Origin of the sequence: Microbacterium thalassium (assembly GCF_014208045.1) — a bacterium.
Lineage (GTDB): Bacteria > Actinomycetota > Actinomycetes > Actinomycetales > Microbacteriaceae > Microbacterium > Microbacterium thalassium.
Genome location: NZ_JACHML010000001.1, coordinates 3,555,616 through 3,575,076 on the forward strand (window position 1 = coordinate 3,555,616; position 19,461 = coordinate 3,575,076).

The 19,461-nt window shown below is 71.1% G+C and carries 7 protein-coding genes (1 of these 7 only partly in view); all 7 read right to left on the minus strand.

All coding sequences use genetic code 11. The features are described 5' to 3' along the window. Window positions 1–13,042, minus strand: the start of a protein-coding gene (locus HD594_RS16475) for a Calx-beta domain-containing protein (protein ID WP_184752152.1). 15,875 nt of this gene lie to the left of the window's left edge; 13,042 of the gene's 28,917 nt are visible here — the first part of the coding sequence; the start codon lies at window positions 13,040–13,042; the stop codon falls past the left edge of the window. Window positions 13,043–13,290: 248 nt separating this feature from the next. After that, a complete protein-coding gene (gene ccsB, locus HD594_RS16480) occupies window positions 13,291–14,331 on the minus strand; it encodes a c-type cytochrome biogenesis protein CcsB (RefSeq protein ID WP_184752154.1) in 1,041 nt (346 codons plus the stop codon). Between the two features lie 5 nt (window positions 14,332–14,336). Then, window positions 14,337–16,106: a cytochrome c biogenesis protein ResB gene (resB, locus tag HD594_RS16485; RefSeq protein WP_184752156.1), complete on the minus strand. Its 1,770-nt coding sequence runs from the start codon at window positions 16,104–16,106 to the stop codon at window positions 14,337–14,339. Further along, window positions 16,087–16,935, minus strand: coding sequence for a cytochrome c biogenesis CcdA family protein (locus HD594_RS16490; protein ID WP_184752158.1), 849 nt, complete (start codon window positions 16,933–16,935; stop codon window positions 16,087–16,089). The genes resB and HD594_RS16490 overlap by 20 nt, the downstream gene beginning before the upstream one ends. Next, window positions 16,932–17,543 carry a TlpA family protein disulfide reductase gene (locus HD594_RS16495; RefSeq protein WP_184752160.1) on the minus strand — a complete coding sequence of 204 codons (612 nt, stop codon included), beginning with the start codon at window positions 17,541–17,543 and terminating at the stop codon, window positions 16,932–16,934. The genes HD594_RS16490 and HD594_RS16495 overlap by 4 nt, the downstream gene beginning before the upstream one ends. Continuing rightward, window positions 17,540–18,169, minus strand: a complete 630-nt coding sequence (locus tag HD594_RS16500) for a histidine phosphatase family protein (protein ID WP_184752162.1) — start codon at window positions 18,167–18,169, stop codon at window positions 17,540–17,542. The genes HD594_RS16495 and HD594_RS16500 overlap by 4 nt, the downstream gene beginning before the upstream one ends. A gap of 9 nt (window positions 18,170–18,178) precedes the next feature. Then, window positions 18,179–19,363: a DUF368 domain-containing protein gene (locus HD594_RS16505; RefSeq protein ID WP_184752164.1), complete on the minus strand. Its 1,185-nt coding sequence runs from the start codon at window positions 19,361–19,363 to the stop codon at window positions 18,179–18,181. Window positions 19,364–19,461 lie beyond the last annotated feature (98 nt).

Here is a 19,461-nt window from a genome sequence, read left to right on the forward strand (position 1 = left end):
TCGTGGCGTCGTCGCCGATGGCGCTGACCAGGATGGCTCCCGCACCGGGGACCCCGACGGTGCCGAGCGCCGGGTCGATGGTCGTGGAGCCGACGTCGCCCTCGATCGTCGCCGTCGTGTGCGCCTCGACGGTCGCGTTGGGGAAGATCACGCTGATGCTGACGCCGCCGATGCCCTTGCCGCCGGCGACGGCCGTCGCGCGGTTCACCGCGTGCGCCGACACGGTGAGCAGGCCCACGATGCCGGTGAGCGAGGCGCCGCTGCCGATCGCTGCGGAGGTGACGGTGGTGTCGGTGATCGTCGCGTCGGCATCGCCGCCGGTGACCGCACCGATGCCCGTGGCCAGGACGTTCAGCGTGGAGACGACCGTGTTCGTGGCATCCGCCTCGATCGTCATCGTGCCGGCCGAGGTGACATCCCCGGTCCAAACAGCGGTCGTCGGCGCCGAGATGTCGGCATTCGGTGCGCTGACGGCGATGCCGATGAGGATGCCTCCGGTGATGACGTTCGACTTCGCGTTCGCCGCCGCCGAACTGACCGCCTCGATGGCGACGTTGCCGGTGGCGGCGATCGAACCGGCGCCCGAGGCCTTCGTCTCACCGGTGTACTTCGCGTTGCTGGATCCGATCGCGAGCGAGGCGAAACCGACCGAACCGGTCTGGATGTCGGCGTCGACGTCGACGACCGCGTTTGCGCGCACGGTGACGTTCGTGGCGGCGGTGACGGCGCCGTCGAGCGTCGCGGTGGTGTCGGCGTCGACCGTGCCGATCGCGACGAACGCCTTGATGTCGGCGAGTCCGCCGACCGAGGCCGAGTCGATGATGCCCTTCGCGACGTAGCCAGTGCCCTGGGTCTGCGCCTTGATGGTGATCGCGCCGGTGGAGCCCAGGCTCGATCCGCCCTCCGCGCTCGCGGTGATGTACGCGCCCGAGGTCACCTTCGCGCTCGCCCAGGCGCCCGAGACGCCGATGAGCGAGCCGGAGTAGAGCTCGGTGCGCGTGTCGGCCCGGTTCGATGCCGTGGCGATGACGTCGATCTGAGAGGCGCCGCTGACCGTGCCGGTGGCCTTGGCCGTGGTGTGCCCGGAGAGCTCGGAGAACACGACGGTGATGCCGATGGTCGCAAGTCCCACCGCCACGCCCGGCGCCGAGACGACGGCGGAGTTGGTGGCGGTGGCGGTCGCCTCGACCGCGCCTGCGGTCGTGACGTTGCCGCCGAGAACCGCCTCGAGGTGCCGCGACGAGTTCGAGCGCGCGACGGTGAGGCCCACAGCGACGGCGCCGACGGTGACGTTCAGGGTCTTCGTCTCGACGGTGCGCGTGCCGTTCGCGGTGACGTGGACGCCGCCGGAGCCGATCGTGCCCGACGGCGAGGCGGTCGCCTTGGCGGTGCCGCTCAGGCTCACGAACGCGACGACGCCGCCGATGGCGCCGATGCCGCCGGCGACGCTGACGGCCATCGCGCTGACGGTGATGTCGTCCTGCGCGCTCGACGAGAAGGAGGCGACGGTGCCGGTGCCGCCGACGGTGACCGTGCCGGTCTCGGACGTGTTGTTCCCCGAGACGTTGACGACGGATACCGAGACGCCGGCACCGATGGCTCCGACGGCGATGGCGAGCGACAGGCTTTCGATGTCGCGATCGGCGACCGACGAGACGCTGACTCCGCCGCCGGCGCGGGTGATCTGCGCCCCGCCGTCGATGTGGGCCCGCTGCGTTCCGCTGTCGTTGATCACGACGACCTGACCCGCGATGCCGACCAGACCCGCGGCCCCCGAGAAGCCGAGGCCGAAGACGTCCTCGACGAGGCTCGCCTTCACCGAGACGGCGTCGCTGCCGCCGGTGCCGGCGGTGATCACCGCGGTCGAGCCGATGCCGGCATCCGCGACGCTCTTGATGTTGAGCACCAGCACCGAGATGCCGACGCCGACCAGGCCTGCGCCCGCGGCCCCCGCGACGCCGAGCACGGTGACGTCGTCCGACGCCCAGGCGCGCACGCTGCCGCCCGCGTCCACGGTGCCGTTGATCGTCGCCGTCGTGCCGCCGGCGGGCACGGCACCCAGGGCGTCGGTGCCGGGGTTGGTCGTCGGGGCGGCCGCGCCGAGGTTCACGCCGCCCATCGCCGAGCCGAGGCGATCGTTCGTCTTCTGCGCGGTCACGGCGGTCTCGACCCAGTCGGAGTCGACGTCGGGGGCGTCGTCCGCGGCCGTGATGTCGGCGGTCGCGACCCACTTCTTGCCGGCGTAGCTGACGATCGAGCCCTCGGCCCACGTGCCGTCGGACCACGCGACGACGCTGCCCTCGGTGGTGCCGTCGAGCGCGTCGGTCCAGCCGCCCTGGCTCGAGGCACCCGCCTCCTTCACACTGTGCGACACACCGCCTTCTCGCCACGGGAAGGCGTCGGTCTCGCCGACGTTGCCGCCCGTGGGGGCGATGCCGTGCAGTCCGTCCTGCTGAGCGGTGTAGTACGCGCCCGCATACTCGATCTCGTCGCCCTTGTTGTACGTCGCCCCGGCGTCGTAGGCACCCAGGCCCAGAGCGCTGGACGAGCCGAGCCACTGCTGGGTGTTGGCGGCGGGGTTGCTGCCGATCACCGGGGAGTCGACCTTGGCCGAGTAGCGCGAGCCGTTGTACGTGACGACGTCGCCCTCGAGGTACTCCGTCCCCGCATTCCACTCGCCCTTGAAGTTGCCGCCGTCGGCCGCGTGGTAGTCACCCGTGCTCTCGGTGCCGACCGACCACACCGAGACGGATGCCGCGACCCCGACGAACCCGCCGGCGGCGCTGACCGCGAAGGTGCTGACGTCCTTCGACGACACGGCGTACACGTGCACGTCATCGGCGGCGTTGACGGTCGACAACTGACCCAGGATCGCCTGCACGGAGATGTTCGCGACGCCGACGTCGACGCCCCCGGCGACGCCGACGAACCCGCCCGCGATGCCGCCCGCGATCGTCAGCGACGTGAACTCGTCGGTCGCCGAGACGTGGACGTCCTGCCCGCTCGACGCGCCCGCCTGCCCGTTCACGGTGCCGCCGTCGATGCGGGCCTGCACGACGATCGTCAGCAGCGTCACCGCGACGCCGCCCGCGACGCCGACGAACCCGCCGCCGACGGCCGGCGCGAGGCCGAAGACGTCCTCGCTCGAGGTGGCCCGCACGATGACGCCGTGGGCGCTCGTCGTGCCGCCGACCGTCCCGTTCGAGACGCCGCTGATCGGGTCGCCGCCCGCCAGCGCGTCCACCGTGCCGCCCGTGCCGAGGTACGCCTTCACGTTCTTGTTCAGCACGGCGACCCCGACTGCCGCGCCGACCCCGACCAGGCCGCCCGCGGCGGCCACGGTGATCAGCAGCATCCGGGTGTCGTCATCGGCCGACACGACGACGTTGTCACCGGCGCGCAGGGTCGCTCCGGTGCCGGTGCACTCCCACGCGTCCGAGCCGCCCGGCGTGCCGGTGCACGCGAAGGTGTTGACGTTGAGCACCGTCACCGAGAGGGTGCCCGCGACGCCCACCGTGCCGCCGCCTGCGCCGGCGGCGACCGAGACGATCGTGTCGCTGCCGTCCGCCGAGACGACGATGTCGTTGCGGGCGTTCACCCACGCACCGCTGCCGATGTAGGCGAAGGTGTCGAGGTTCACGACCCGCACCGCGACCGGAACGGCGATCCCGGCCCCGCCGCCGACACCGACAGCGGCGGCGATGCCGAGCTCGTAGTACTGGTTCGCAGCGGCGACGCGCACCGACTGTCCGATGTTCGCGCCGGTGACATTCGAGGTGCACAGGGTCGCGCAGTTGATGCGCGCGTTCGCGCCGATGTGCGCAGAGGTGCTGGCGCTGTTGACGGCGATCGCGCCGGCGACGCCGATACCTGCCGCGCCGCCGCCCGAGAAGGCGATGCCGAACGCGCCGACGTCGTCGGAGTTGTTCGCGGTGACGGCGATTCCTCGGAATCCGGTCTCGCTGCCTGCCGTGATGTCACGCGGCCCCATGGCCGATGCATCGCCCGCGGGGGCCGTACCGCCGGGCACGAGGCTGTGGGACTTGCCGGTCCAGCCGGTCCCGAGATCGACGACCTGTCCGCCCTCCGTGCTGCGGGCGTCGAGGAGCTGGAACCATCCGCCCCCATCGTTCTTGTAGTAGTACGTGCCGCCGTCGACGAGGCCGCCGATGGGCGTGCCGCCGCCCGCGCTGTAGACGAGCGGGTCATCATCGGCGATGGGCGTGCCGCTGTCGAGCAGCAGGTCGTACGGCAGGTTGATGCGGTCGCCGCCCTCGTCGACCGCGCCGGTCGGGTTGAAGCGCAGCGTGTTGTCTTCGAGCACGTTCGCCTGGTCGGACCGGAAGAACCGCTGGTTGGTCGACGAGCCCTGAGAGGTGATGTCGACGGCGGCGCCGCCCTCGGTCTCCGAGACCTGGAACGTGTTCGCCGTCGCGCCGACGATGTAGTACGTGCCGGCATGGGCCAGTCCGCCCGCCGCCGCGCACCCGGGCGCCGAGTCGCAGCCGCGGTCGTACTGGACCACGTCGCCGTTCTCGAAGCCGTGGCCGGCGAGCGTGATGGTGTCCGCGCCGGTGTTCACGTCGCCCGGCGAGAACCGCATGTCCTTCGTCTCGACGCTGTAGTCACCGGTCGACACAGTCAGCGTGTTGCCGCCGGCGGCACTCACGCTCGCGTAGTCGCCGATCCATGCATGCGTGTTCTTGGTCGTGACCGGGATGGCGACCGAGGCGCCGATGCCGGCGCTGCCGCCGATCGAGATGTTCCCGCCGATCACGTTGATGACGAGCGTCTCGTCGGCGGCGATGCGGATGCTGCCGCCCATCGCGATCTCGGCACGGTTCGAGGCGCTCGTGCCGTCGGCGATGTAGGCCTCGGTCGTCACGGTGACCGCGGAGACGGCGGCGTTCACGTTGATGGCCGCGGTGCCCGCGAATCCGCCGCCGACCGAGACGGAGGTGATGTGCTCGCTCGAGATGGCGTCGATCGTGAGGTTGCCGGACCCGACGATGTCGACGTCGTTGCCGATCCACGCGCGCGTGGTCTTCGTGACGACCTCGACATCGACGCCCACGCCGACACCGGCGGTGCCGCCGATCGTGATGACGCCGGCGAGCCCGATGATCGACGTCGTGTCCTGAGCGAGGACGGTGACGTGGGTGCTCGGTGCGACGACCACGACCCCGGCGTCGAGGTGGGCGGTGGTGGTGTCGTTCGTGACGTTCACCGTCACCGATCCGGCGACACCGGCGGTGGAACCGCCCGCCCCGCCCGCGGCGATGTACGTGGACTCGCCCGACTGGACGGCCGAGACGGTGAGTCCCGGACCGCGTGCGTCGATCTCGGTGCCCGTGCCGACGTAGGCGTCGACCACGCTGTCGCGCACGATGACGACGACCGAGGCGCCCACGCCGGCGCTGCCCCCGCCGATGGCGAGGTTGCCCGCGGCGACATCCGCTTCCATCGCCCGGTGCGCGAGCACCGAGACGCCCTGGTCGCCGCGCACCACGCTCGACGAGCCGATGAACGCGCGGGTGACGGGTCCGGAACCCCCCTGGTTGAAGACGAAGACGTTGACCGCGCCGCTGACCGCCGCCGATCCGCCGCTGACACCGCCGGCCACCGCCAGCTGCAGCCAGTCCTCGGTCGCGCCGGCCTCGACGAGCACTGTGCCGCCGCCGCGGACGTCGGTGCTGGACCCGATCCAGGCCCGTACGTTCGAGTTGACGACCGAGACGATCACCGAGATGCCGACGCTCGCCGAGCTGAGGCTGATCGAGAGAGAACCGACGATGTTGACGACCTCGATCTCGTCCGTCGCGTGGACGGTGACGTCCTGCCCGGAGCCGCCGACGGCGATCGTCTGGTTGACCTGTGCGCCGTTGCCGATCCACGCCCGGGTGTCGAAGCTCAGGATGTCGACGAGGAAGGCGCCCGAGATGGCGGCGCCGCTGTTGCTCGCACCGCCGGCGACGACGACCGACGTCACCTCGGGCCACTCGATGTCGATGGGGCCAGGCACGTCGGGCGCGACGGTGACGTACAGCGTCTCGGCCTCGACCAGCGTGGCGCCGAAGGCGTCGGTGCGGGTGATATCGGCGGGCGCGGTGCCCGAGTCGATGTGAGCGGTGGTGGTGATCTCGACGTAGTTGACGGCGAACGATGCGCCGATGGCCGCTTCGGAGCCGGTCGACAGCGCACCGGCGATCGCGAGGTTCTGAACGCCGAGGGCCTGGGTCGCGCGCACGGTGATTCCGCCGGCGGGAGCATCGATGTCCGCCCCGGCGTCGATGACGGCCTCGGTCGTGAGCAGCAGGATCTGCACGGTGACGGTGCCGGCCACCGAGGTGCTCTTACCGCCGGCGGCGGCGAAGCTCCAGACGATGAACGAGTTGCACGGGCGGTCTTCGTCGTCGTCGCACTGGTCGTCGGGTACGAGTGCCTCGACGAAGACGCCCTCGTCTCCGTTGACGGTCGCGTCGCCGATGCGGGCGCGGTTGGTGAGGTCCTGGACGTTGAGGCCGATGGTCGCGCCGATGCGCGTCCCGTCGTTCTGGAGGTCGATGGCGGAGCCGAGACCGAACGCGTTCGCGCTCGCGGCGAACGTCGAGCGCACCGTGACCGCTCCGTCGGTCGCGACCACCGTCGCCCCGTCGACGATGCGAGCCGTGCTGACGGCGACGACCCAGTTCACTCCGACGGCGGCGGCGATCGCGGTGGTGTCTCCGCCGCCGCTCGAGCTGGCTCCGCTCTCGTCGGAGGCCTTCTGGTCGGCGGCGTTCGCGCCGTTGCCTCCGGTGCCGTTCTTCGAGTCGGGCATCGACCCGGTCTTCGACTGTGTCGCGCCGGTGTTGGGGTTGGATCCGTTGACCTGGTCGTCGGCGGCCGCGTCGCCGTCCTGCGTGCTGTCGTCGGCGCCCGAGGCGCTCGCCACCGACTTCGCCTCGGTGTCGATGACGGATGTGGCCAGCACGCTCACCGCGTCGGCGGTGACATCACGCGCGACTTCGGCGAGGGTGTCCCAGTCCACGATCGCGTTGATCGCCAGGTCCACACCCACGGCCGCGTCCTCGCCCGCGGCATCCGCCTTGCCCTCGGTGTGCGCGATCGTCGTGTGGGTGGCGTGCACCGTTGCACCGCCCGTGCCGACGTACCCGGCGCCCGCCGTGCCGAGCCGTGCGAGCACCGTGTCGTCGATGCTGATCGCGAGGGCGACGACGGGGGTGATGGCCGTGCCGCCTTCGGTGCCGCCCTCGGCCTTCGTGATGAGCTCGCGGTACCCGTCGGCGGTCACCTGCAGGCTGGAGCCGCCGGTGAGCACCGCCGTGTCCTCGACCTCGGCGCGGACCGTGCTTCCGTCGATGATCTGCAGCGCGACCGAGGCGCCGATGCCGACGGCGCTGCCGACCTTCGCCAGCGATGTCGCGGTGGCGGTGTCCCGCTCGTTGCTGCGGGCGGCGACGACCACATCGGCAGACGTCAGCGTCGCGGATGCACTCGCCGAGACGACCGCCTCGGTGGCGTTGTCGAGGAGGTTGATGGCGACGGCGCCGGCGACACCGAGGTCGCTCGCCTTGCTGGCCCCGGCGCGCGCCGTGGTGGTGACCTCGTGCTCGAAGAGCCGGAAGAGCTGGTCGGTCGACGGGGAGGCCGGCAGCTCGTCCCCGGACCCCAGAGTGGCCGACGGCTGGTGGATCCACTGGTGCTGGTCGTTGCGCTTGTAGAAGCCGGCGACGTTCGATCCGTCGGCCTCGGTGAGGCGGAACCAGGTGTCCTCTTCGATCTCGTCCTCGGGCAGCTGCGCCTTCGTCTTCGTCGTGAACTTCGTCACGAACACCCATGAGCCGGACTCGCGCTTCCATACGCTGCCCGCGGGGTGACCCTCGCGCTTGCTCGTGAGCAGATAGTAGTCGCCGTCGCTGGCACCGCCGGGGAGCGTTGCCACGGTTCCCGTGAGGCTGACGTCGGTGGTGTTGCTCCAGTTCGAGCCGTCGAAGGTGTAGAGGCCGTCATCGCCGCCGTCTCCGTCATCGGTCGTGACGAACCAGGTGTCGTTCTTCGAAGGCCCCGGAAGCTGCGCACCCTCCTCGACGACGTCCCACCCGCTGCCGTTCCAGCGGCGCACGATGTCGTCGGTGTCACCGAGTCGCATGCCCGCGGAGACCACGAGCCCCACCGCGGTGATGGTGGTGTCGCCGGTCTCGGCGAGATTGACGATCGAGACGTCCTGCACGGCCACCCCCGCGCCGATGCCGACGGATCCGTCACTCGCGGAGTCGCCGCGGGCCTCGGCGGTGGAGTCGGTGTCGGCGAGGCTCTTGAGGGTGACGGTGCCGCCGGAGCCGACGGTGATCCCGTCGGCGAACCAGGCGTGTGCGGTGCTGCCGATCACGGCGATCGCGATGGCTCCGGCGATCGAGACCGAGTCGCCGCCGCCGTCCTCGGTCGCGGCCTTGGGCGTCGAGCTCGTGCTCGTGCCTGTGCCGGTCTCGGCGGCCTTCTTGGTGTTCGCCTTCTCGAGGTTGTCGTCGGCCTTCTCGTTGACGTCCTTGCCGCCGGGCTGGTCGCCGCCCTCGGAGGGGTCGGCGCCCTTCGTCGCCGCCTCGGCGGTCGTGGTCGCGTCGACGCGCTGCTCCGCGGTGAACTCGACGTCCCCGGTCGCGGTGATGTCGCGTGCGCTGTGCGCGGCGGCGATGGTGTCGTCGAGGACGGCGAGTGCGAGAGAGACGCCGATGCCCGCGGACGAGCCGGTGACGGTCGATCCCTTGGCGGTCGTGGTGGCCTTGACCGTCTGCTTCGCGTGGGCTTCGACGTCGTCTGCGGTGAGCGCGGAGGCGGATGCGCCGATCGACGCGCTCGAGTGGAGGGTTGCCAGGGTAATGGCGATCGCGGGGACGATCGTGACGGTTCCTGAGGCGCCGCCGGCTTCGGCCTCCGTCGTGAGCGTCACGTCCTGGTCCGCCGTGATGCTCAGGTCACCGGTGATCGTGACCGGGGGGCCGCGTGTCGGGTCGGTCACCTGCGAGATCCCGGCGAACACGATGCGCGTCAGCAGGTTGAGGGCGAGCGAGGCACCCAGTCCGACGGTCGCGTCTCCGGACTGGGCTGCCTTCGCCGAGGCCTTGTCGCTGCTCTTGGAGCCGGCGGTGATCGACAGGTTCCCGGTGCCGGTCAGCACGACTCCCTGCAGGGGGTCGGGGCCGGGGTGCGGGGTGTTGACCGGGTCGGAATCGATCGCGGCGGTGGTCTCTTCGTCGACGATGTTCATCGCGAACGCACCCGCGACCCCGAGCGTTCCGGCGGCGTTCGCCGCACCGGCCTCGGCATCCGCAGCGAACGTGTGGGTCACATCTCCCGAGACATCCCGCACGGTCGCCGAGACGGTCAAGCCGGTCGCCTCGACTCCGGAGTCGACGCCGATCGTCGCACGGTTGACGAGCTCGACCTTGTTGACCGCCAGGGCGGCACCGATGCCGACCGACGACGAGTCGGTCGCCGTTCCCTTCGCGGTCGCCGACGCATCGGTGTTGTTCTCGGTCTCGAACGAGACCGTGCCGGTGGTCACCACACTGCTTCCGTCGGCGAGCTCGGCCGTGGTCACCGATCGCACGATGTTGAACGCGATCGCGGCTGCGACGGTGACCGCGGTGCCGTCTTCGTTCTCGGCGGTGGGCGTGGACGTTCCCGCTCCGGCGCCGCCGGCGGTCTTCGACCCGGCGTCGGCGGCCTTGGCGTCCGCCTTCTCGTTGGCGTTCTTGCCCGAGGCGTCTGCGGACTCGTCGGGTGCCCCGTCGGCGCTCGCCTCAGCCGTCGTGGCGGTCGTCGAGGTTCCCTCGGCCGTCATCGCGACGTTCCCGCCGGCGGTGACGTCGCGGGCGATCGAGGCATCCGCGATGTGCTCGGCGCTCGTGACGGCGATCGACACCGTCGCTCCGAGCGTCGCGCCCGATCCGGCCGCCGTCGCGCCGGTGGCGGTCGTCGTGGCCTTGGCCGTCTGGTGGGCGCCGCCGGTGAGTGCGCCGCCGAGCATGAGCGGCGCCACCGCGTCCAGAATGCTCGCGGAGGTGCGCACGTCGTGGATCGCGATGCTGCCGACGCCCGTGATGGTCGCGGTGGTTCCGCCGGATGCGCCCCCCTCGGTCTCGGTGAGCGCCTCATCGAGTCCGGTCGCGTCGATGGTGAGGTCGTCGATGCCGGTGGGTGCGGCCCCCGAGGCGACGCCGGCGAAGACCTCGGCGTCGACGAGGGTGAGGGCGACCGATGCGCCGCCTCCGATCGATCCTGTGCCGTCCTGCTTCGCGGTCGCACTGGCGGTGCTGTTGTGGCTGCCGCGGGCGTCGAGTCCGACATCGCTGCCGTCGAACGAGAGACCTGTCCCGCGCAGGTCGGCGCGGGTGACGGCGTCGATCTTGCTCACGGCAAGCGACCCCGCCACGCCGATGTCGGAGGTGCCCTTCGCACCCGAGACCGCGGTCGCGGTGAAGACGGAGTCGCCGCTGGCCGGGCCGCGTGCGGCGAAGGTGAAGCCGCCGTCGGCGTTCAGGTCGCCGCCGTCCGCGAAGGCCTGGGTCGACAGGTTCGCCACGAGGATGCCGACTCCGATGCCGAAGCCCGATCCCGTCGTCTTGGTGCTGCCGTCGCCGGTGGCGGCGATGGTGTTCATCGCCTGCGCCGTGACCGACTGCGTGCCGGTCGTGGAGACCGTGGATCCTGCGAGGCGAGCGGTCGTGGCCGTCTCGACGATGGCGAGCCCGAGCGCGCCGGCGATCCCGATGCTGCCGTCGTCGGTGCTGGCCTGGCCGTTTCCGCGCTCGGAGCCGTTCGCGTTCTTGTTGTTCGCGGACGCTCCCTGCTGGCCCGCCTTCGCCGTTGCGGTGACGTTCGCGGTCTGGTCGGCGAGGATGGTCAGCGATGCCGCCGTGGTGCCGGTCGCGTTCGTCGAGTCGATCGCGGCGTCGGTCGTCTGCGACAGGTACGCGACCGCGATGCCCGCGCCGCTGGTGGCATCCGTCGCGTCGCCGACGCCGTTGAGCGTCGCGGTGTTGGTCGCGGTGATCCCCAGTCCGCCATCGACGACGGCGCGTGCGTTTCCGGTGATCTTGCCGACCGCGCCCGCGAAAACCGTGAGGATCGCGACGGCGGCGTCGAAGCTGCCCGATCCGTCGGTTTCGGACTTCGATGCATCGGCCCCCGGGGTCGCGCCGACGTCGACGGTCGAGGTGGCTGTCATCGCGACCGTGCCGTCCACGTCGAGGACCGCATCGTCGCTCACGGTCGTGGTGGCGTCGGAGAAGATGATCGCCGCGTCGCCGTACTGCTTGTCGAGGGTGAAGGGTCCGACGACCGAGGAGGCGTTCGCGGTGTAGTTCCCGGTCGCGTTGATCTGGGACGTCCCGCGCACGTCGATCTCGGCGGTGGAGTTCACCAGCACGGCGTAGGCGGTGGCCGCCGACGTGTCGGGCACGACGGTCGCCGTCGCGGTGAACGTGACGTCGCCCGCGTTGATGGTCCCGCCGTCGACGACGATGGAAGCTTCGGCGTCATGGTCGATGCATCCGGTGATCGAGAAGTCGTCGAAGTCGGTGCAGTCGCCGACGTTCAGCGGCACGCCGTCGTTGTTCGTCTCCTCGGCGGTGAACTGCACCGAGCCGGCGTCGATGGTCGCGCCGTCGACGAAGATCTGCTCGAACAGGGCGACGAACATCGCGAGGCCCAGATTGATCGGTCCCTGGATGGTCAGCGAGTCATGGCCGTCGCCGCCGGCGATGCTGAGCTGCTCACCGGCACCGGTGGGCCTCGTGAACGAATGCGTCTCGAACGTCGGCGTGGTGCTCGTGCTGCGCAGGCGGAGCAGGTTGCTGTCGCCCGGATCGACCTCGAGCACCGCTTCATCGTCATCGGTGCTGAGCTCGAAGACCACGTCGCCGCCTGCGCCCGTGTTGGTGAGCGGCTCGATGCCCGTGTAGGACACCGTCGTGGACCCGACGACGAGCGTTCCCGACGTCCCGTCTGTCGGGTAGGACGCGAAGCCGGCCGGCGCGTTCGCGGTGACGAGCGTGTCGAAGCCGGCGCCGCCGTCGAAGCTGATGAACGTGCCGGGGTCGGTCCCACCGAAGTCGATCGTGAACGTGTCGTCACCGGTCGTGCCGACCACGCTGATCGACGACGTCTCCGCCAGCGGGCGGGACTCGCCGCCGTAGGTCGCCGTGCCTCCGGCGCCGAACGTCAGTGTCGCCGAGGTCGTGTCCATGGCGATCGACCACGGGGCCGTCCCCGCCCCGGCTTCCGACTCGGTCGCCCCGGGATCGGGCTCGCTGGTCGTCCCTTCAGCACCGACGTCGGACGCGGTGCCGGCGCCTGGCTCGGCGACCGCGCCGTCCCCGCTTGACGCGTCCTCGGCCGCGGCAGCGTCCGCCGGAGCCGCGGTGTCCTCGGCGACCGGGTCCTCCTCGGCGGCCGGCTCAGGCGCGGATTCCGTCTCCGGCGCGGGAACGGGCTCTTCGGCTGCGGACTCGGGAGCAGGGGCGGGCTCCGGTTCCGGCGCAGGCTCCGGAGCAGGCGCCGGCTCAGGTTCCGGCGCGGGCTCAGGCTCCGGCTCAGGGGCTGGCGCGGGCTCAGGCTCCGGCTCAGGGGCTGGCGCGGGCTCAGGCGCGGGCTCGGGCTCCGGGGCAGGCTCAGGTTCCGGCGCGGAAGCCGGTTCCGCCACGGGCTCTGACGGCGTCGTGGCGCCCTCGTCGGTGGCTTCGGCATCCGCCGTCGCGTCGGCCTCGAACGGCCGCACATCCAGGAAGGCCGGCTGTCCGACGATCTCACTGTCGTCGGGAGCCCCGACGACGGTCACCTCGAGTGTGAACTCCGTCTCGGCCGGCAACGAGCCCGGAACGACATCCGCGGGAGCGGACGCCTCGGCCTGCGGCGGAGGCGCAGAGACCGCGAAGCTCGGTGTGGCCGCGGCGAGCGCGACCACCAGACTCGCACTCACCGTGAAAGCGAGTGCGGTCTTGCCGGCGCCCCCCGAGCGCCGCCGATCCGCGGATCTCATGTTCGTCTGCTTCGTCCCGTCGATCGTCGTCGAACACGTGAGAGCAAGCGATCGCTTCTCTGATACCGCCCCTCCCCCGAGAAGTCGGTCCCAGCTACCCCAGTCGTCGCCTTCGTGTCCCGAGAGGCATTCCGGTGGCGACGGGCGTCACGCTAGACCCGCTCCCGGGCGCGCGCAAGGGTGTGTCGTGAATTGCCCGGACACGACGAATACCGGAGGAATCTGTCCGCTGCGACGGCTCGAGGCCCTCAGCTCAGGCCGGAGTAGGCGTGCAGGCCCTTGAAGAACATGTTCACGATCGTGAAGTTGAAGATCACGGCACTGAAGCCGATGATCGACAGCCACGCCGAGCGCGCACCGCGCCAGCCGCGCGTCGCGCGAGCGTGGATGTAGCCGGCGTACAGGACCCAGATGACGAAGGTCCACACTTCCTTGGTGTCGAAGCCCCAGTAGCGGCCCCACGCGTCGTTCGCCCAGATGGAGCCGGCGATGAGCGTGAAGGTCCAGAAGATGAAGCCGATGATCGCGAAGCGGTACGCGAGCGACTCGAGTGCATCGGCGCTCGGGAGCGTGCGCAGGAACCGCGGGCCGGTCTTCGCCGGCGCGTCGGCGCTCTCGGCGGCCGCGGCGGCCATGATCCGGCGCTCCCGGCGGCCCTGCATGAGCTGCAGCACCGACAGGCCGAACGCAAGGGCGAACAGCGCGGTCGCGAGCGATGCCACGAAGACGTGGATGACGAGCCAGACGCTCTTGAGCGGGTCTGCCAGCGGCACGACCTCGACGTAGAACGCGAGGGTGGCGCCGCCCAGCAGCAGCACCGTGAGACCCGTGATGAAAGAGCCGAGGAACCGCAGGTCATACCGCAGAAGCACCGCGAGGTAGACGGCCACGATGAGCACGGTTCCCGTCAACGAGAACTCGTACATGTTCGACCACGGAACGCGGCCGGCTGCGATGCCGCGCGTGATGTCGCCGGCGAGGTGGAACAGGAAAGCGAGCGTCGTCAGCGACGTGCCGATCCGCGCCCACACGAATCGGGTCCGCGCGGACGGCTTCGCCTCGACCGCCTCACCGGCGGCACGCTCTTCGGCGCGCATCCGCTCGAGCTGGCCGACGGCGGCGCCGACGAGCTCACGCTCGCGGACGTGGGCGTCCTGGCGCTCGGCCGCGGATGCGCTGCGACTGGCGAGGTCGACGGCGTACGCGACGAAGGCGAGCGCGTAGATCGCGATCGCGGTCCACACGAGCAGCACCGAGACCGAGTCGAGCGAGAGGGCGGAATCCGGCATGCGTGTCAGTCTACTTTCGGGGCCGTCGGATCAGGGCTTCGGGACGCCTCGGCGCCGCGCTCGGAGGCATCCGCCCCCGCAGCATGGGTGCGGGCGAACTGCTCGACGGCGTCGTCGAGCGCGGGGTCCTCGCCGCGCGCGAGGCCGGCGTATTCGAGCTGGAGCATGCGTCCGGCGACGCTTGCCTTCACCCACATGCGTCGACGCGGGATGAACAGCGCCGACAGGAGCCCGGCGACGGCGATGATGGCGAAGACGAGCACCCACGCGGCCGCGGCGTCGCGGTGGATCGACAGCGACACGTAGCGCTTGACCGACTCCTCGTAGCCGGAGGCGCCGGCGGGCGACTCGTCCTCGAACGTGACGGTGCCGTACCCGTTCGGCAGCTCGGCGGTCTCGCCCGGCGCGAGCTGGATCGAGTCCACGCCGGTGTCGCCGCCGGTCAGCCGCTCCATGTCGCTCGTGTCGAGCGCGTACACCGAGCGCGGGATGCCGCCGTCGATGCCGAGGTCTCCCGAGAAGACGTTGATCGACAGGATCGGCAGGATCAGGTCGGGGTAGCCCGACGTGAACGCCCCGGTGTCCAGCGCCACCTGCGTCGGGTAGAAGAAGCCGACGAGACCCAGCTGCTCGCTCAGGCCGTCCGGGATCTTGATGACGCCGAGCGAGGTCATGTTCGTGTCCTGCGGCAGGAAGGGCACCGACTCCGAGTAGACGACCGTCCCCTCGGCGTCGCGCACCGTGACGGTCGGGGCGTACCCGTTGCCCATGAGGTAGATGCGGTCGCCGGCCATCTCGAGCGGGTGGTTGACCCGCACCTCGCCGGACTGCGCGTCCTCGCCGGGCACCTGGGTCGTGAGGTGCGCGACGAAGTCGCCCGCCTGCCCGGCGCCGTTCTCGCCCGCGGGCGTGTACGTCACCGAGAACTCGTCGAGCGTGAGCGAGTACGGCGACAGCTGCTCCTCGTCGACGAAGCGTCCGGGATTGAACGAGGTGTAGTCCAGCAGCGAGTTGACGAACGTGCGTCCCTCGATGATGACCGTCTGGCCGGTGTAGGTGAGGCCGCCGCCGATGCCGACCGAGATCAGCACGCCGATGAGCGCCGTGTGGAACACCAGGTTGCCGGTCTCGCGGGCGTAGCCGCGCTCGGCCGACACCGAGAAGGCGCCTCTGCCGTCGTAGCGCTCGACGCGGTAGCCCGAGGAGCGCAGCTGCTTCTGCGCCCGGTCGACGGCGGCGGATGCGGCATCCGTCGCCGCCTCGTCGTCGGCGAACTCCGTCTCGGCCGAGCGATAGGCGTCCAGCCGCGACAGCCGTGCGGGCGTGCGCGGCGGACGCGAGCGCAGCGCCTTGAGGTGGTGCTGCGTGCGCGGGATGACGCAGCCGATGAGCGAGATGAACAGCAGGATGTAGATCGCCGAGAACCACACCGACGTGTAGACGTCGAACAGCTGGAGCGTGTCGAGCACCGGCGCGAGGTCGGGGTTGTCGGCGTAGTACTGCGTGACGCCGTTGGGGTCGGCGCTGCGCTGCGGCACGAGGGAGCCGGGGATGGCAGCGATCGCGAGGAGCAGCAGGAGCACGAGCGCGGTGCGCATGGACGTCAGCTGCCGCCAGCCCCAGCGGCCCCAGCCGGCGAGCCCGAGCGCGGGCTGGGTGATGTCGGATGCCGCGGCGGGAGCGGCATCCGCGCTCTCGGCGTGATCGGCCGGGCGCAGGGGCAGGGACTCCTCGGCGGGCTCGGTCACGGTGTCGTCAGAGCGGGAGCGGGACACTGGCGAACACCCCCTGCAACTGGGACATGATGGCCGTCCAGACGCCGGTGACCATCAGCAGGCCGAGCACGATCAGCAGGCCGCCGCCGATGAGGTTCACGAGGCGGATGTGGCGGCGCAGGAACCCGACCGAGCGGGTCGCCCAGCCGAAGCCGAGCGTGATCAGGATGAACGGGATGCCGAGACCGAGCGAGTACGCCAGGCCCAGCAGCGCGCCGCGGCCGGCCGAGGCCTGGTCGAACGACATGCCCAGGATCACCGCGAGCGTCGGGCCGATGCACGGCGTCCAGCCGATGCCGAGCGCGACGCCCAGCAGCGGCGCGCCGATGAGACCCGCGCTCGAGCGCACCTGCGGGCGCACGGTGCGCTGGGCGAGCCCGAAGACCCCGATGAACACGAGCCCGAGGGCGATGATGACGACGCCGAGGACGCGCGTGATGATGTCGGCGTACTCGAGCAGGAATCGTCCGAGCGTGCCCCCGAGCATCGCGACGGCCATGAACACGGCCGTGAAGCCCGCGATGAACAGCACGACGCCGAGCAGCAGGCGGCCGCGCGTGGGGGCGGCGGCATCCGTCGCCACCGCGGCGTCTTGCGTTGGAGATTCCACGCTTCGTCGGAGGTTCTCACCCGAATCCTCCGACGATGGCGCGATTCTCCGACTTTCGGGAGCGGCCGGGCGCGGCGCGACGGCTCCGCCGATGAACCCGAGGTAGCCGGGCACGAGCGGCAGCACGCACGGCGACAGGAACGAGATGAGGCCGGCGAGCACCGCGATCGGGATCGCGATCAGCAGGGAGCCGTCGGCGACGGCGTCGACCGGGTTCACGACTCTTCCAGCGCGTCGTCGACGATCGTGGTGAGGATCGACGCGTCGGCGAGGCGCCCGATGATGCGCGCGGCGACGCGGCCCTCCTTGTCGAGGACGAGGGTCGTGGGGACGGCGTTGAGCGGCGTCTCGTCGGCGAACGCGAGCTTGATCGAGCCGTCGACGGTCGCGAGCGCGCTCGGGTACTCGATGCCGTAGGTGTCGGCGAACGCGAGCGAGGCGTCCGCGCCGTCGTAGATGTTCACGCCGAGGAACGACACGGCTTCGCCGTCGAGGTCCGCGTACGCGGCCTCGAGCTCGGGCGCCTCGGCACGGCACGGCGCGCAGCCGGCGTACCAGAAGTTCACGACGAGCACGTCGCCCTCGTAGTCCGCGGCGGTCACGGTGTCGCCGGTGTCGAGGACGCCCGTGAACTCGACCGGCTCACCGCGGTCGTCGGCGGCGATCTCGACCACGCGGAAGCCGTCCGCGGCGATGAAGCCCTTGTTGTCGCCCGCGCGGTACTGCTCGGCGAGCGGGTCGGAGGAGCAGCCGGCGATCCCCGCGGTCAGGGCGAGGGCGGCGAGGGCGGATGCTGCGGCACGCGCGCGGCGGGTCAGGGACGTCATACTGCTCCGACATCGATGGAGCCGGCGGTCGTCGCCGGCTCGGCGTAGTTCTGCTCGCGCCACACGCCGTCGACCTTCTCGAAGCTGGTGACGCTCGAGAGGGCGCACCGGCGATGGCGCGGGTCGTGCTTGGCGGGCAGGCCCGCGACGGCGAGGTGCGTGATCCAGATGGGCAGCTGGTGCGACACGATCACGACGTCGCCCGAGGGGACCGACTCCCATGCGTCGGTCATCGCCGCGTCCATGCGCGCGATCACCGACGCGTACGGCTCACCCCAGCTCGGCCGCGACGGCCGGCGCAGGTGCCGCCAGTTCAGCGGGTTCATCAGCGCGCGCTTCATGCGGCGCCCCTCGAAGACGTTCGTGGGTTCGATGACCCGGTCGTCGACCCGCGGCTCGAGACCGAAGAGCTCGGTGAACGGCTCGGCGGACTCCCGCGTGCGCTGCAGCGGCGAGCACACGAGTGTGCTCACCGGGCGCTCGAGCGACTGCACGTACTCGGCGGCCTGCCGCGCCATGCGGCGGCCGTCGTCGCTGAGCCGGTAGCCGGGGAGCCGTCCATAGAGCACGCGCTCGGGGTTGTGGACCTCCCCATGGCGCACGAGATGAAGGCGGTCGGCGGGCACCAGGACAGTCTACGTGCGCGTGTTCTGTGCTCGGGCTGAGCGTCGCAGCTCGGCCCGCGTGGTCGGCTTCGGCTGCTCGGCACCGGCGTCGTCGGTCTCAGCCGCGGCGTCGGTCTCAGCCGAGGTCGCCGAGGCATCCGGGGCCGGCTCCGCGGAACCCGCGTCGTCGACCTCCACCTGCTCGGCGAACGGGGCGGGCTCGTCCGCGATGACCTGGATGGGAGCGCCCTGACGCTGCAGCCGCCGCTCGACGGCGACGAGCACGAGGACGGTCGCCGCGCCGATGACCGCCAGGACGACCGGGCCGAGCACGGGGTCGTACGGGGCCGTCAGCGTGCCGACCCCGTGATCTTCGCCCGCCGGGAGCGTCTGCCACGGCCACAGAGCCCGCAGAGACCCGAGCATGAGGCCGGCCATCGCGATCAGCGTGAGGCGGCGGTGGTGGTCGAGCAGCCACTTCATCAGCCGCACGATCGTCACCAGGCCCACCAGGGCACCGGCCGCGAAGACGCCGAGGTACGCGAGGTCGCGTTCGTCGACCGCGATGAGGGTCGGCGAGTACAGGCCGATCGCGAGCAGGAAGAAGGATCCCGAGACACCGGGCAGCACGAGCGCGCACACCGCGACCATCGCCGCGAAGAACACGACCCACAGCGGCGGCTCGACCTCGATCGCGCCCGCGGCGAACTCCACCGAGAAGAACGCGCCGGCGGCGGCGAGGACGAACACGGCCGCGCCCCCCACGTGCGCGCCCGCGGTGCGCCGTGCGCGCGGGATGAGCTGGAGCGGCACCATGATGCTCGCGGCGACCAGGCCGAAGAACAGTCCGCGCGCCATCTCGGCGTTGGCGGAGACCAGGCCCTCGATGAAGCCCGCGAGCGTCAGCACCATCGCGCCCATGCCGACGATGACCGGCACGATCAGCATCCACTCGACGCGCCGCAGCTCCTCGCCGAACCCGGCCCGGCGGTCGGGGCCGAAGACGAGGCGCTTGACGGCCGACACGACAGCGGATGCCGAGTCGATGAGGCGCTCGTAGACGCCCGTGATGAGCGCGATCGTTCCGCCGGAGATGCCCGGCAGCAGTTCGGCCATGCCGATGAGGGCGCCGCGCAGCGCGTTCAGCAGGAAGGCCGGGACCGCGCGCAGAACGGAAGCGGCGGTCCGGGGCGGCGTCGTGGCAGGCGTCGTCATGCTCCGAGGGTACGCGCACCATGCTGTGGGCTTGGTGTGGCGCCGGGCGGCGCCCGCGGTGCGTTCCCCAGCCTGTCCGCAGGAGGAGGCTTCCGGGC

What these genes read in the sequence shown, in the direction of transcription:
- ccsB (WP_184752154.1), bottom strand. Translation starts at nt 14,331, where the DNA reads ATGCCGGATTCCGCCCTCTCGCTCGACTCGGTCTCGGTGCTGCTCGTG.
- HD594_RS16495 (WP_184752160.1), bottom strand. Translation starts at nt 17,543, where the DNA reads ATGACGTCCCTGACCCGCCGCGCGCGTGCCGCAGCATCCGCCCTCGCC.
- HD594_RS16505 (WP_184752164.1), bottom strand. Translation starts at nt 19,363, where the DNA reads ATGACGACGCCTGCCACGACGCCGCCCCGGACCGCCGCTTCCGTTCTG.